Genomic DNA, 14573 nt, shown 5'->3' with positions numbered 1-14573 from the left:
GATGCCGCAGGAGTGAGAGCTCCGTGAACCACCCAAAGCCGGTGCAGCCGTTCAGCACCGGCTATTTTTGGTAAACGAGTGAGAATGAATTTACAGCACCATTTCTTGATTGCGATGCCGTCGCTGCAGGACCCTTTCTTCAAACGCTCGGTGGTGTATATCTGCGAGCATAACGAAGAGGGTGCCATGGGTTTGATCGTTAACAAGCCGATGGACAACCTGACGGTCGAAGGCATCCTGAAAAAACTTAAGATCAGCCCATCAGAACGCGATCCTGCCATCAAACTGGACAAACCGGTGTTTGCCGGTGGCCCGCTGGCGGAAGATCGTGGCTTTATTCTGCACTCGGCCCAGCGCGTGTTCTCCTCCAGTATCCGCATTTCTGACAATACGGTGATCACCACTTCACGCGATGTGCTGGAAGCGATCGGCACGCGTGAACAGCCAGAGAACGTGCTGGTAGCGCTGGGTTATTGCGCATGGGAGAAGGATCAGCTGGAAAATGAGCTGCTGGAGAATGCCTGGCTGACCACGCCGGCCAATACGCAGATCCTCTTCCAGACGCCGATTGCCGAACGCTGGCGTGAAGCCGCGCGCAGCATGGGTGTGGACATCCATAACATGACCAGCGATGCAGGGCACGCCTGATGGCCAGTGAAACGCTGCTCGGCTTTGACTTCGGTACCAAAAGCATCGGCGTTGCCATCGGGCAACAGCTGACCGGCACTGCGCGCCCGCTCACCGCGCTGAAAGCGCAGGACGGCACGCCGGACTGGGAGCTCATTGGTAAGCTGCTGAAAGAGTGGCAGCCGGATTACGTGGTGGTTGGCCTGCCACTCAACATGGACGGCAGCGAACAGCCGCTGACGGCGCGCGCGCGCAAGTTTGCTAACCGGCTGCACGGCCGCTTCGGCGTGCGTGTGGAGCTGCAGGATGAGCGCCTGAGCACCGTAGAAGCGCGTGCCGACCTGTTCGAACGCGGCGGCTATCGCGCGCTGCAGAAAGGCCATATCGATTCGCAGTCCGCGGTGATTATCCTGCAGGACTGGTTCGAGAGGCATTAAATCAGCCCGAACGCGGCCGCGCGGTTTCGCGCCGCCGTGTCGGCGGTTCTCAGGGCACGTCCCCGCTCAAATTAATCCCGCCTCACGCCGGGCCTGCTCGCTCTGGGCGAAAGTCTGCATCCCTGCCTGCGCGCCGGTCTGCAACACACCGGGCAGCTGATGCATTTTGCCTTCGCGGATCAGGTTAGCGACCGCCGGCGTCGCCACCAGTACTTCAAACAGGCCAATGCGGCCACCGGCTTTGGCGGCGACTAAACGCTGCGCCAGCACCGCTTTCAGGCTGCCGGCCAGCTGCGTGCGCACGAGGTTTTTCTCCTCGGCCGGAAACACATCCACCAGCCGGTCCACCGCCTGCGTCGCGCCGCGCGTATGCAGCGTGGCCAGCACCAGATGGCCGGTCTCAGCAGCGGTCAGCGCCAGCCGGATGGTGTCGCTGTCGCGCAGCTCACCCAGCAGGATCACATCCGGATCTTCACGCAGCGCCGCTTTTAATCCGAGCTGAAACGAAGCGCAGTGCGCGCCGATTTCGCGCTGCTGAATCAGCGAACGCTGGCTGTGATGGACAAACTCGATCGGATCTTCCAGCGTGATAATGTGTCGCGCCTGCTGACGATTTAGGCTATCCACCAGCGCCGCCAGCGTGGTGGATTTGCCGCTGCCGGTCGCGCCGGTGATGAGGATAAGCCCTTCCTCCAGCTGCAGCAGCGAGCGCACCACGTCCGGCAGCTGCAGGCGCGCTATATCCGGTGGCTGACTGGCAATCAGCCGCAGCGCCAGCGCCAGTCCGTGACGCTGGCGGAACAGATTGGCGCGCAGCCGGCTGCCGTTGCCGAGCGTGATGGCGAAATCGACGTGACCGCTGCTGGCTAACTCGCTGCGCTGCGCGGCGCTAAGCCACTGCTCGCTAAAGGCCTGCAGCCAGCGCTCAGGCAAGCTGTACTGTTGCGGTATTGGCTCCAGCACGCCCTGCCGGCGCCAGTGCGGTAAATGTCCGCTGCAAAGGTGCAGATCGGCCGCATTATGCTTTACACTAAGCGCCACAACGTCATCCAAATCCATTTAACTTCTCCTGACTATGACTTCCATTGAGCACAACTTACAGCAAGTGCGCGAGCGGATCGCTGCTGCCGCCGCGCGTTGCGGCCGCGCGCCAGAAGAAATTACGCTGCTTGCAGTGAGCAAAACCAAACCTGCGAGCGCTATCGCAGAAGCCATTGCCGCCGGACAGCGCGCCTTCGGTGAAAATTACGTGCAGGAAGGGGTTGAAAAAGTTGCCGAACTGGCCGCACATCCTGATCTGCAATGGCACTTTATCGGGCCGTTACAATCCAATAAAAGCCGTCTGGTGGCGGAAAACTTTGCCTGGTGCCATACCGTTGACCGTCTGCGTATCGCGCAGCGGCTGAACGATCAGCGTCCGGCCGCGCTGCCGCCGCTCAACGTGTTAATTCAGGTAAATATCAGTGACGAGCACAGCAAATCTGGCATCATGCTGGAGGCCGTCGCCGGGCTGGCGCAACAGATTGCCGCCCTGCCGCGTTTGCGCCTGCGTGGACTGATGGCAATTCCGGCGCCCGAGCAGGATTACGCGCGCCAGCTGGCGGTGTGCCAGCAGATGGCCAGCGCGTTTCGTGCCTTGCAACAGGACTATCCTGGCGTCGATACGCTTTCTCTGGGAATGAGCGACGATATGGATGCGGCGATTGCCGCAGGCAGTACGATGGTGCGCATCGGCACCGCGGTATTTGGCGCGCGGGATTATGCACGCCCTTCACAACAATAATTGAGGAACCTCATGTTAACACTGACGTTTTTAGTCAAAACGCTGATTGATCTGTACGTGATGGTGCTGCTGCTGCGCATCTGGATGCAGTGGTCACGCTGTGACTTTTACAATCCGCTGGCGCAGTTTGTCGTGAAGATCACCCAGCCGATTGTTAAACCGCTGCGCCGCATTTTGCCGGCGCTGGGACCGATTGACACCGCGTCGCTGCTGCTGGCATTCGTGCTGACCACGCTGAAATATCCGATTCTGCTGCTGATTCAGGTCGGGGTGTTCTCCGTCGATCCGACCAACCTGCTGGTGGGGCTGTTGTCACTGGTCAAATCCGCCGGCTATCTGGTGTTCTGGGTGATCATCATTCGCTCGCTGATGAGCTGGATCAGCCAGGGACGCGGTGCGATGGACTATGTGCTGATCCAGCTGACCGAACCGCTGATGGCACCGATTCGCCGTATCCTGCCGGCGATGGGCGGCATCGATTTCTCGGCGATGATCGTGATTCTGGTGCTGTATGCGCTGAACTTCCTCGGTATGGACCTGTTCCCGGGTCTCTGGTACCTGCTGTAATTCGTTAATCTGGAACTGTTATGCAAAAAGTTGTGCTCGCCACCGGTAATCCGGGCAAAGTACGTGAACTGGCCGATCTGTTAGCGGCCTTCGGCCTGGATATCGTGGCGCAAACCGAGCTGGGCGTAGAGTCTGCCGAAGAGACCGGGCTGACCTTTATCGAAAACGCCATCCTGAAAGCGCGTCACGCGGCGCAGATCACCGGCCTGCCGGCGATTGCCGATGACTCCGGGCTGGCGGTCGATGCGCTGGGCGGCGCACCGGGCATTTACTCGGCGCGCTATGCCGGCGTTGATGCCAGCGACCAGCAGAATCTCGACAAACTGCTGCAGGCACTGGAGCTGGTGCCGGACGGCGAGCGCCAGGCACAGTTCCACTGCGTACTGGTGTACGTGCGTCACGCCGCCGACCCGACGCCGCTGGTGTTCCACGGTAGCTGGGCCGGGGAGATTACCCGCGCGGCCGCCGGTGAAGGCGGTTTCGGTTATGATCCGATCTTCTACGTGCCGGCGCTGGGTAAAACCGCCGCCGAGCTGAGCAAGGATGAAAAGCGTGCCGTGTCGCACCGGGGTAAAGCATTGACGCTGCTGCTGGAAGCGATGCGCAATGCCTGAGTTACCACCGTTAAGCCTTTATATCCACATCCCGTGGTGCGTGCAGAAATGTCCGTACTGCGACTTCAACTCGCACGCGCTCAAAGGCGAAGTGCCGCACAGCGAGTATGTGCAGCATCTGCTCAACGATCTTGACCAGGATCTGCCGCTGACCGCCGGGCGCGAAGTGCGCACCATTTTCATCGGCGGCGGCACGCCCAGCCTGCTGAGCAGCGAAGCGATGCAGCAGCTAATGGATGGCGTGCGTGCGCGCCTGCCGCTGGCGGCGGACGCCGAAATCACCATGGAAGCCAATCCGGGCACGGTGGAAGCCGATCGCTTCAGCGGCTATCAGCGGGCGGGCATTAACCGGATTTCGATTGGCGTGCAGAGTTTCAGTCCGCAAAAGCTGACGCGCCTGGGCCGCATCCACGGTCCGGACGAGGCGGTCCGCGCGGCACAGCTGGCGGCCGGTCTCGGCCTGCGCAGCTTTAACCTCGACCTGATGCACGGCCTGCCGGATCAGTCGCTGGAAGAAGCGCTGGACGATTTGCGCCAGGCGATTGCCCTCAACCCGCCGCATCTGTCGTGGTATCAGCTGACCATTGAGCCCAACACGCTGTTTGGTTCACGCCCGCCGGTTTTGCCGGATGACGATGCGCTGTGGGATATCTTTGAGCAGGGTCATCAGCTGCTGAGCGCCGCAGGCTATCAGCAGTATGAAACCTCGGCTTACGCCAAACCGGGCTATCGCTGCGAGCATAACCTGAACTACTGGCGCTTCGGTGATTACCTCGGCATCGGCTGTGGCGCGCACGGCAAGCTGACGCAGCCGGACGGGCGCATCGTGCGCACGGTGAAAACCCGTCATCCGCGCGGTTTTATGAAGGGCAACTATCTGGATAAGCAGCATGACGTGCCGGACGAGGACAAGCCGTTCGAGTTCTTTATGAACCGTTTCCGCCTGCTGGAAGCCGCGCCGCGCGCCGACTTTGAGCGCTACACCGGGCTGGACGAGGCAGTGATTCGCCCGCAGATCGACGCAGCCATCGCCGCCGGTTATGTGCAGGAGCAGCCAGAGCACTGGCAGATCACCGAAAAAGGCAAACTGTTCCTCAATTCGCTGCTGGAGCTGTTCATGTAAATTCAGCGGAGAAGGCGCGCACCTTTTCCGCTGGCAGCCGTGCTGTGCGGCACGGCTGCATCTGTTACGCTCAGGCGACCATCACCTCATTATTGATTAACAGCGTTGCGCTGTGGTCGAGACTCTCAAACACCTGCCACACTTTGCCACCGCTCTGCTGCGCCCCCTGCTGCTGCCACTGCTGATAAAATTGCGTGCTATCGCTGAGCTGCACCACGTCACCGGCATCACCATCAATCAGCCAGCTGCGCGTGCGCTCTGGCAGCAACACATCCTGATGCGCCTGCTGCAACAGCTGCTGCGCATCCAGCTGCAGCAGATTGTCTCCGGAGCCGGTGAGATCGATATGCTGCAGGCCGCTGATATGCTGCGTCAGCTGCTGATAATCAAGTTGCTGATGTTCTCCTTCCAGCACCAGCGCAGAGAAGCCCTGCAGCGGTTGTCCGCTATGCGCCGCCAGCCACTGCTGCACATCATTCAGATGCAGCTGCGCGCCCTCCTGTTCCTGCGTTTCCGGCAGCGTATGGTGCTGTACCAGGCTCTCGTCTTTGCCCCAGCGCACAGTATCAATAATCCAGCCGACATCGCGCTTCACCAGCACGTTCCAGCACAGCACTTTTTTATAGGTATCCGGATCTTCGCCCGAATGGACGTCAATATAGCCAATCTGCTGGCCCGCCGGAGCCTGCCAGCTAAAGGTGTTCAGGCCCTGCTCAGACCGGCTGGCGCCGCCGGGCTGCAGGTATTCGCGCCCCAGCAGCTCACCGCTGGGTGAAAAGATATCCACGTAGGTATCGCAATTGTGGAGATAGCCATAATTGAACTCCACGTAATTGGTGGCACCAAAATCAAACTGCACGACTGAATGATCCAGCATCTCAATCGCTTTGCTTTCATAGCCATCCGGCCGGTTCATGATGCCGGTGTAGAAACTGCTGTTGCTGGTGCCATGTTTCAGTTCAGTGACTTTTAACCCGCCGTACTGATACACCCGGCCGGTTTGCCAGCTGGTATTGGCGCGACAGTTCCAGTTCTCTTCGCCAGAACTGTGCTTCACGCCAGAGTCATAGTTAATCATCCAGTTGGGCGCATAGTTGCTGATGTTACCCGCCAGATCGACTGCTTTTACCGTAAAGTTGTTACTACCCGGCTGCATGTCGCGGTCCGGAGTAATCTGCCAGCGGCCATCGGCCCCCACCGTCGCGCTGCCGGCTGCCACGCCGTTCTGGTACAGCGTCACCTGACTGTAAGGCTCAGCCTGTCCGGAAAAATCGAGCCGCTTATCGTCAGTGGTCTGGCCCGGCAGCACCGGCTGGATGGTGCCGACGTCATCGATAGCCTGCAGGATGGTGGGCGTGTTGATACGGGTGTCGATGGTCAGCGTCCAGCTGTCGCTCCATTGACTGACGTTGCCAGCCTTATCGCTGCTGCGGCTGCGAAAACGCCAGTCGCCGTCCGGCAGCAGATCCTGCGGCGGCGTCCAGTGCCAGTGGCCGCTGCTGTCGACGGTGGCCGTACCGCCGACAATCCACTTACCGCCTGGTGCGGCATACTGAATGCGCACCACGCTGCCGGGCTCGGCTTCACCGTGCAGTTCCGGCCGGACATCATCGGTGGGTTGGCCGCGGCCAAACTGGCCCTGATACAGCCCGCGATTGTCGTCGTAATAGCTGAACGTCGGCGTTTCCGGGGTAAGCGTATCGAGATGAAAGGTCCACTTCGGCGACGGCTGACTGCGGTTGTCGGCGCGGTCCTCGGCCTGCGCCGTCAGGTTATAGGTTCCATCCTGCGGCAGATCGAGCTGCGCCTGCCAGTTGCCCTGCGCATCGGCACGCACAGAGGCGAGAAGTTGGTTGCCATTATAGAGATAAACCAGCGCGTTGGCTTCGGCCTGCCCGCGTACCACCGGCTGATCATCGTTGGTATAGCCGTTACGCCTGATGCTGTTACCGTCCTCCACGCCGCCGGCAACGTGGTCTTCAATCGCTTCAATGATCGGTCTGGCGGGCGGATGGGTATCGATATTGTAATCCACGCGCGTGGGTGCGCTGTGATTGCCGGCGGCATCCACGGCGGTGAAGGTGAGCTGGTATTCACCATCGGCCATCGGCTGCGGCGGCATCCACTCGAAGTGGCCATTAATCACCGGCACGCGTAGCGGATTGCCACCGTTAACCGTCACGATGACTTCAACGGCATCCGGCGTTTGTACCGTTCCCTGCCAGCGTTTTTGCGGGTCGTTGTACCAGCCGCGTTCGGCAACGATAACCACAGGGGGTGATAAAACCGGGTGTGAACTGGAAGCAGAGGTGTCAGAAAATAACATAAAATTTCCTTAAAAATTAATAAGTTCAACAGGCTGAATGCCCGTTGATATAGTTATTAATGCGGAAATTTTGCCGTTATCAGATTCGTCCCGAATCTAAGACAACCCGTTAAATCATGGCTTAAAAGTTGCGGGGATAAAAAAGGCGCCACTGTTCAGAAGAACAATGACGCCGTGATGTTCCGTGCATTCAGCGGCAACGCGGCTGGCTTAGCCCTTTACGTTCTGCATCAGCGTCTTGCGCTGGCTTTCCAGTGCGGTCACCCGGTTACACACTTCATGACCGAAGTTCTGGAAATCCTGCTCCTGATTGTTCCATTCAGTCTGAATCGACTGCTGTAGCCCGCCGAGGTTGCCCATCAGCGCCTGCAGCGGATTGCTGCCGCTGGCGGCCTGTTTGGTACCCATCTCGTTCAGGCTATCCTGCAACACCCCGCCCAGCGTGCTCTGCACCAGCTTCTCGCCGTCGGCGCGCACCTGCTCAATGGCCTGATGGTGGAAAGTCAGGCCATCCGGGCGGTGCTCGATGATGCGGTTCATCTGCTGCTTGAGCTGGCCGTTCAGCGTGGTCAGGCGATTGCGCACATTGCTGTCCGCGCCGAGTTTTTCGACGATCACTTTATCCAGCGCCACGCGGCCCCGCTCCAGACGGGTGGTTGCGCCGCTGTCGACCCACGGCAGATCGCGACGCAGCGCGTTCTGGTAGTCAATCGCCTGCTGGCGCGTGGCGTTATCGACGCTCACCGACTTGCCGTTGAACTGCACATCGCCCTGCGGCGTGATTTCAAGGTTGCCGTTGCTGCCCACCACCTGCACGCTCTGGGGTTTGATGATCACATCATCCTTTGGATTGACGCTGCACTGATAGTCAGCATGCGCCTGAGCTGCCGCCAGCAGCAGCGCGGCGAGAAGAGCCTTACGAACCATGAAATCTCCTGCAGATGTGAATAGTCTGATAAGCGGTGGCATTGTGCTGCGTCTGGCGATGCGCAATAAATTGCGCCGCTACGAAAGGTGCATTGGACAAGCGAATCAACCAACACGCACTGAATGTGTAGCGGCGCGATTCATCGCGCGAAGTTATCGCCAGTGGTGATACTTAGTCCCACCAAACGTCGAAGAGTTCAGTGACCTGAATATCGGCGAGATTTTTCTTTTCCAGCCAGTTACGCACCAGCTCGCGGTGCGCGTCGGTGCATTTGCCGGTCTGCTGCAGACACACCAGCCCTTCCCACACCAGATAGCCGCTGCCGTCATAGGCCAGACCATTCGGATCGATCACCTCATTGATGAACTGATCGAGCGTGGCATCCACCTCTTCCTCACTGGTGCCTTCGGCAAAACGCCAGGCAACAGAGAAGCCCAGCTCCTGAAACTCATCAACATGCAACTTTTTACGTAAACGGCGGCTACGTTTTACAGCCATTATTTCACCCTCTCAAACATCAGATCCCATACGCCATGGCCCAGTCGCTGCCCGCGCTGCTCAAATTTGGTTAACGGACGCGTTTCCGGACGTGGCACGTAATTCTGGCTCTCCGACTGATTGCTATAGCCATCGATGCTGCTCATCACTTCCAGCATGTGCGTGGCGTACTCTTCCCAGTCGGTCGCCATGTGGAACACGCCGCCCAGCTTCAGCTTGCGCAGCACCAGCTCGGCAAACGGTACCTGGACGATGCGGCGCTTGTTGTGGCGCGCCTTATGCCATGGATCCGGGAAAAACAGCTGCACCATGCGCAGCGAATTGTCCGGCACCATGTTTTCCAGCACTTCCACCGCGTCGTGACACATCACGCGCAGATTCTGCACGCCAGCCTCTTTGGCCGAGGCCAGACAGGCACCGACGCCCGGCGCATGCACTTCAATGCCGAGGAAGTTCTGATGCGGATTGTTCTGCGCCATGGTCACCAGCGAGGCGCCCATGCCAAAACCAATCTCCAGCACCAGCGGCGCTTCGCGGCCAAACAGCGCAACCATGTCCAGCGGCTGCGGCTGATACTCGACGCCCATCTCCGGCCAGTAATTGTCGAGCGCGAGCTGCTGTCCTTTCGTTAAGCGCCCCTGGCGGCGCACAAAACTGCGGATACGGCGCAAAGGCCGCCCGTTCTCATCAAATTCCGGGGTGATGACGTCATTAATCATGTTGAAACCTGCTGGTTAGCCTGTTCAGGGAAACGGGCATTATGCAAAGTTAAGTAACAGAAGCAAGCCTTTGCAATCTTCCGGTTTACACCCTGATGTCTCTGTGCTGGAATTCCTGCCTGATTGTAGAGTAAACACGGAAAATTTCCTTCTTATGATGCAGGCGCCGCAGTTCGCGCAACAGGTGCTGGAGTGGTACCAACGCTTTGGCCGTAAAACTCTGCCGTGGCAGCTGGAGAAAACGCCCTATAAGGTGTGGCTCTCCGAAGTGATGCTGCAGCAGACGCAGGTTGCCACCGTTATTCCCTATTTCGAACGCTTTATGGCGCGCTTCCCCACGGTTGCCGACCTGGCCGCCGCGCCGCTTGATGAAGTGCTGCATCTGTGGACCGGCCTCGGCTATTACGCACGGGCGCGTAACCTGCACAAGGCGGCTAAACAGGTGGTTGAGCTGCACGGCGGCGTATTCCCGCCTCATTTCGATGACGTCGCGGCGCTGCCGGGCGTCGGCCGCTCCACGGCGGGCGCGATTCTGTCGCTGTCGCTCGGCCTGCATTTCCCGATCCTCGACGGCAACGTAAAACGCGTTCTGGCGCGCTGCTATGCAGTGAGCGGCTGGCCGGGCAAAAAAGAGGTGGAGAAGCGGCTGTGGCAGATCAGTGAAGACGTCACGCCAGCGGAAGGCGTCAGCCAGTTCAATCAGGCGATGATGGATCTCGGCGCGTTAGTGTGTACTCGCTCCCGCCCGAAATGCGAAATCTGCCCGCTGAATAGCGGCTGCGCGGCTTATGCACAAGGCAACTGGGCTGATTATCCCGGTAAGAAACCGAAAGTCACGCTACCAGAGCGCAGCGGCTGGTTCCTGATGCTGCAGCACGGCGACGAGGTGTTTCTGGAACAGCGTCCGCCGGTGGGTTTGTGGGGCGGCCTGTTCTGCTTCCCGCAGTTCACCAGTGAGCAAGCGCTGACTGACTGGCTGGCGGCGCGCGGCATCCACGCGAAACCGCAGCAGCTTACCGCGTTTCGCCACACCTTCAGCCATTTCCACTTAGATATTGTGCCTATGTGGCTGGCGTGGCCTTCCTCCGGGTCGCTGATGGATGAAGCCGGCGGTCTCTGGTATAACTTAGCGCAACCACCGTCAGTGGGGCTGGCCGCGCCGGTAGAGCGCCTGCTGCATGAGCTGCGCCATCCCCGGCAGCTTCAACTGCGAACCAGTTTGACCGAAGAGGAAGAGTAATGAGCCGCACTATTTTTTGTACTTATCTGCAACGCGACGCTGAAGGCCAGGACTTTCAGCTCTATCCTGGCGAACTGGGTAAGCGCATCTACAATGAGATTTCCAAAGAGGCCTGGCAGCAGTGGATGTCCAAGCAGACCATGTTGATCAACGAGAAGAAGCTCAACATGATGAACCCGGAAGATCGCAAAGTGCTGGAGAAGGAGATGGTGAATTTCCTGTTCGAAGGCAAAGATGTGCACATTGAAGGTTACACCCCGCCAGAAAAATAAACGTTCAGGGCCTCCCTTTGAGGCCCTCTTTTTCGAGTCAGGCACGCATTCACAATGAATAAAAAACTGATAGCACTGCTGGTCATCGCGCCCCTGTTAGTCTCCTGCTCCGGACAAAAAAAATCGCAGTACCATGAAGAGTGGGTTAAGGACACCAACGGTTTTGACATTCTGATGGGGCAGTTTGCCGCCAACATCGAGAATATCTGGGGAATCAATGAGGTTCTGATCGCCGGACCCAAGGACTACGTCAAATACAGCGATAACTATTACACCCGCAGTCACATCAACTTCGACAGCGGTAGCATCACCATTGAGACCATTTCCGGCACCGATCCGATGGCCAGCCTGCGTCAGGCCATCATCACCACGCTGTTGATTGGTGACGATCCGGGCAACGTCGATCTCTACTCCGACGCCAACGATATTCAGATCAGTAAAGAGCCGCTGCTGTACGGCCAGGTGCTGGATAACACCGGTCAGCCGATCCGCTGGCAGGGACGCGCCGGTAACTTTGCTGATTACCTGATCCAGAACAAACTGCAGAAACGCACCTCCGGGCTGCACGTTATCTGGTCGGTGACCATTCCGATGGTGCCTAACCACCTCGACAAACGTGCGCACAAATATCTGCCGCTGGTGCGCAAAGCGGCCGAACAGTATGGCGTTGATGCCTCGCTGATTCTGGCGATCATGCAGACCGAATCGAGCTTCAACCCCTATGCGGTAAGCAACGCCGATGCGCTGGGTCTGATGCAGGTGGTGCAGCATACTGCCGGGGTCGATGTGTTCCGCATGAAGGGCAAATGGGGTAAACCGAGCCGCAGCTATCTGCTCGATCCGGCCAATAATATTGATGCCGGTACCGCTTATCTGTCGCTGCTGCAGAAGAGCTATCTCGGCGGGATTCAGGATCCGCTGTCGCGCCGTTACGCAGTGATCACCGCTTATAACGGCGGGGCGGGCAGCGTGCTGCGCGTGTTCTCCAGCGATAAAGACCGCGCCTTCGCCACCATCAACGGCATGTCACCGAGCCAGGTGTATCAGACGCTGACCACCAACCATCCGTCGGCCGAGTCGCGCCGCTATCTGTACAAAGTGAGCCAGGCACAGCGCAGCTACCACCGTTATTGATTAGCGCTCATCGCCACCTTCTCCCGCCTGCGGGAGAAGGTGGCGTGCGGTGGGGGAACAGCCCCCTCCTACAACATCATATTCGCCACTAACCGCTTGTGCCCGCTGTCATCTTCCTCGGTGTAAACCCCCTGCAACTCCGGTGAAAAGCCCGGCAGCAGATTGATACCCGCTTCCAGCGCGAGGAAATAGCGCTGCACTGCCCCGCCCCAGGTTTCGCCTGGCACCACGCACAGCACACCCGGCGGATACGGCAGCGCCCCCTCGGCGGCAATGCGCCCTTCGGCGCTGGCGATCGGCACCAGCTCAACGTCACCGCGAATATACGCCTGATGCGCATCCTGCGGATTAACCTCGACTTTCGGGAAACACGCCTGGCGGAACATGTCGCGCTGCAGATCTTTGACGTCGTAGCTGACGTACAAATCGTGCATCTCCTGGCACAGGCGACGCAGCGTGTAGCCCTGATAGCGCTCGACGTGCCTGCGATACACGCTCGGCAGCACTTCGGCCAGCAGCGCATCTTCCCGCACGTGCTGTTCAAACTGCTCCAGCATCGCCACCAGGTGTGCCATTTTTTCCGGCGTTTCCGCTGGGGTCAGCAGGAACAGGATTGAGTTGAGATCGCACTTCTCCGGTACGATACCGTTCTCGCGCAGATAGTTGGCGAGAATGGTGGCCGGAATGCCAAAGCGGGTGTATTCGCCGCTGGTGGCATCGATGCCTGGCGTGGTGAGCAGCAGCTTGCACGGATCCACCAGATACTGTCCGGCATCGTAACCGGCAAAACCGTGCCACTTCGCGCCCGGTTCGAAGCTGAAATATGCCGGATCGGCGGCGATGGTGGCGGTTTCTGCCGCCTGCCATGGCTTGCCGTGCACCTGCTCCGGCAGGAAGGGCTGAATCAGGCTGCAGCGCTCAAGGATCGCTTTGCGTGCCTCAATGCCCAGCGTGACGCAGTCGTGCCACATGCTGCGCCCCGCTTCGCCCTGATGCATTCTGGCGTTGATATCCAGCGCAGCGAACAGCGGATAGAACGGGCTGGTTGAGGCGTGCAGCATAAACGCGTTGTTCAGCCGCTTGTGTGGGCAGAAACGTTTCTGGCCGCGAATATGGTTATCTTTCTTGTGAATCTGCGAAGTCTGCGAGAAGCCCGCCAGCTGCTTATGCACCGACTGGGTGACAAAAATCCCCGGATCGTTCTCATTGAGCTCCAGCGTCAGCGGCGAGCAGCCGGCCATTAGCGGAATAAACTGCTCATAACCCAGCCATGCCGAATCAAACAGAATGTAGTCACACAGATGCCCGATGCGATCCACCACCTGGCGCGCGTTGTATACCGTGCCATCGTAGGTACCAAGCTGGATGATCGCCAGCCGGAACGGACGCGGCTGATCCGCGCGCTGTGGCGCGACCTGGCGCACCTGCTCGCGCAGATACGTCTCGTCGAAACAGTGCGCATCGATGCCGCCAATAAAGCCAAACGGGTTACGCGCCGCTTCCAGATAAACCGGCGTGGCGCCTGCCTGGATCAGCGCACCGTGGTGGTTAGATTTATGGTTATTGCGGTCAAACAGCACCAGATCGCCGCGCGTCAGCAGCGCATTGGTCACCACTTTGTTGGCGCTGGAGGTGCCGTTCAGCACGAAGTAGGTTTTATCGGCGTTGAACACGCGCGCGGCATATTTCTGCGCATCCTTGGCCGAGCCTTCGTGGATCAGTAAATCGCCCAGCTTGACGTCCGCGTTACACATATCGGAGCGAAAGACGTTCTCGCCGTAGAACTCATAAAACTGACGTCCGGCCGGATGGCGGCGGAAAAACGCCCCGCCCTGATGGCCCGGACAGGCAAAGGTGCTGTTCTGCATATCGACATAGCGCGTCAGGGTGTCGAAAAACGGCGGCAGCAGTTCCGCCTCGTACGCCTGCGCCGCCTGCTCCAGCGCCTGCCACTCTTCCGCTGCGCCGTTGATCTCTCCGGTCACGCCCGGCAGCGTCAGCACCGCGTCATCAAAGGCGTTCGCGACAAACACCGGCAGATTGAAGCCAGTCTGGCGCAGCAAAGTCAGCACGCCGCTGCGTGTATCGGCCAGAGAGACCACTACCGCGGCTACGTCGGTGAAATCGGTATTATCCAGCGTCACCACGTCGCGCGCGGTGTTGAGACTCAGGCTTGGCGCTACCGCTACGCTGGCAGCAATTTTCAATGGGTTCATAACACAAATCCCCGTAATGAAGGATGAGTGGGTGCCAGTGGCACAGCAATGAGGAAATTTCCCCGGCGAATAACGTCCGGCGGCCGCAA

General features: G+C 59.0%; 15 protein-coding genes. 9 read left to right on the top strand and 6 right to left on the bottom strand.

Annotated features, from left to right (window positions below; translation table 11 throughout):
* The first annotated feature begins 84 nt into the window (after positions 1-84).
* Complete coding sequence (locus C1N84_RS03610; protein ID WP_021506630.1) at positions 85-648, top strand: YqgE/AlgH family protein; 564 nt, start codon at positions 85-87, stop codon at positions 646-648.
* Complete coding sequence (gene ruvX, locus C1N84_RS03605) at positions 648-1064, top strand: Holliday junction resolvase RuvX (protein WP_136547962.1); 417 nt, start codon at positions 648-650, stop codon at positions 1062-1064. Before C1N84_RS03610 ends, ruvX begins: the two co-directional genes overlap by 1 nt.
* A gap of 66 nt (positions 1065-1130) precedes the next feature.
* Here ruvX and C1N84_RS03600 read toward each other — a convergent pair whose 3' ends face one another.
* Positions 1131-2123: a type IV pilus twitching motility protein PilT gene (locus C1N84_RS03600; protein ID WP_264442020.1), complete on the bottom strand. Its 993-nt coding sequence runs from the start codon at positions 2121-2123 to the stop codon at positions 1131-1133.
* 16 nt (positions 2124-2139) lie between these two features.
* On the opposite strand from C1N84_RS03600, the gene C1N84_RS03595 reads away from it, so the two are divergent.
* The 4 genes from C1N84_RS03595 to hemW are packed head-to-tail and all read left to right on the top strand — an operon-like array spanning position 2140 to position 5151.
* Positions 2140-2847: a YggS family pyridoxal phosphate-dependent enzyme gene (locus C1N84_RS03595; protein ID WP_021506627.1), complete on the top strand. Its 708-nt coding sequence runs from the start codon at positions 2140-2142 to the stop codon at positions 2845-2847.
* Between the two features lie 12 nt (positions 2848-2859).
* Positions 2860-3414 (top strand): YggT family protein, encoded by a 555-nt coding sequence (locus C1N84_RS03590; RefSeq protein WP_021506626.1) that lies wholly within the window; start codon positions 2860-2862, stop codon positions 3412-3414.
* Positions 3415-3434: 20 nt separating this feature from the next.
* Entirely contained in the window at positions 3435-4028 is a 594-nt protein-coding gene (locus tag C1N84_RS03585; RefSeq protein WP_058771534.1) for an XTP/dITP diphosphatase, read from the top strand.
* The gene (gene hemW / locus C1N84_RS03580) at positions 4021-5151 is read left to right on the top strand and encodes a radical SAM family heme chaperone HemW (RefSeq protein WP_132464521.1); all 1131 of its coding nucleotides are present in this window, start codon (positions 4021-4023) and stop codon (positions 5149-5151) included. Before C1N84_RS03585 ends, hemW begins: the two co-directional genes overlap by 8 nt.
* Before the next feature lie 70 nt (positions 5152-5221).
* Here hemW and C1N84_RS03575 read toward each other — a convergent pair whose 3' ends face one another.
* The 4 genes from C1N84_RS03575 to trmB form a co-directional block, all read right to left on the bottom strand.
* Positions 5222-7477 carry an Ig-like domain-containing protein gene (locus tag C1N84_RS03575; RefSeq protein ID WP_264442018.1) on the bottom strand — a complete coding sequence of 752 codons (2256 nt, stop codon included), beginning with the start codon at positions 7475-7477 and terminating at the stop codon, positions 5222-5224.
* 210 nt (positions 7478-7687) lie between these two features.
* Positions 7688-8404 carry a YggN family protein gene (locus C1N84_RS03570; protein ID WP_136546756.1) on the bottom strand — a complete coding sequence of 239 codons (717 nt, stop codon included), beginning with the start codon at positions 8402-8404 and terminating at the stop codon, positions 7688-7690.
* Positions 8405-8576: 172 nt separating this feature from the next.
* Complete coding sequence (locus C1N84_RS03565; RefSeq protein ID WP_021313105.1) at positions 8577-8903, bottom strand: YggL family protein; 327 nt, start codon at positions 8901-8903, stop codon at positions 8577-8579.
* Complete coding sequence (gene trmB, locus C1N84_RS03560) at positions 8903-9622, bottom strand: tRNA (guanosine(46)-N7)-methyltransferase TrmB (protein WP_021506621.1); 720 nt, start codon at positions 9620-9622, stop codon at positions 8903-8905. The genes C1N84_RS03565 and trmB overlap by 1 nt, the downstream gene beginning before the upstream one ends.
* A gap of 154 nt (positions 9623-9776) precedes the next feature.
* Between trmB and mutY the strand changes: the two genes are divergently transcribed.
* Genes mutY through mltC form a run of 3 tightly spaced genes read left to right on the top strand, consistent with a single transcriptional unit; the run spans position 9777 to position 12268 of the window.
* Positions 9777-10862: an A/G-specific adenine glycosylase gene (mutY, locus tag C1N84_RS03555; RefSeq protein WP_058757119.1), complete on the top strand. Its 1086-nt coding sequence runs from the start codon at positions 9777-9779 to the stop codon at positions 10860-10862.
* Positions 10862-11134, top strand: a complete 273-nt coding sequence (locus C1N84_RS03550; RefSeq protein ID WP_010617014.1) for an oxidative damage protection protein — start codon at positions 10862-10864, stop codon at positions 11132-11134. The genes mutY and C1N84_RS03550 overlap by 1 nt, the downstream gene beginning before the upstream one ends.
* Positions 11135-11188: 54 nt before the next feature.
* Positions 11189-12268, top strand: a complete 1080-nt coding sequence (gene mltC, locus C1N84_RS03545) for a membrane-bound lytic murein transglycosylase MltC (RefSeq protein ID WP_021506619.1) — start codon at positions 11189-11191, stop codon at positions 12266-12268.
* Positions 12269-12336: 68 nt separating this feature from the next.
* On the opposite strand, the gene C1N84_RS03540 is transcribed toward mltC, so the two are convergent.
* Positions 12337-14484, bottom strand: coding sequence for an ornithine decarboxylase (locus C1N84_RS03540; protein WP_058757120.1), 2148 nt, complete (start codon positions 14482-14484; stop codon positions 12337-12339).
* Between the last annotated feature and the right edge of the window lie 89 nt (positions 14485-14573).

It is taken from the genome of Pantoea sp. SGAir0418, from assembly GCF_043529865.1.
Note: the sequence above shows the minus strand (reverse complement) of the source record. Positions and strands in the feature narration are given on the sequence as shown.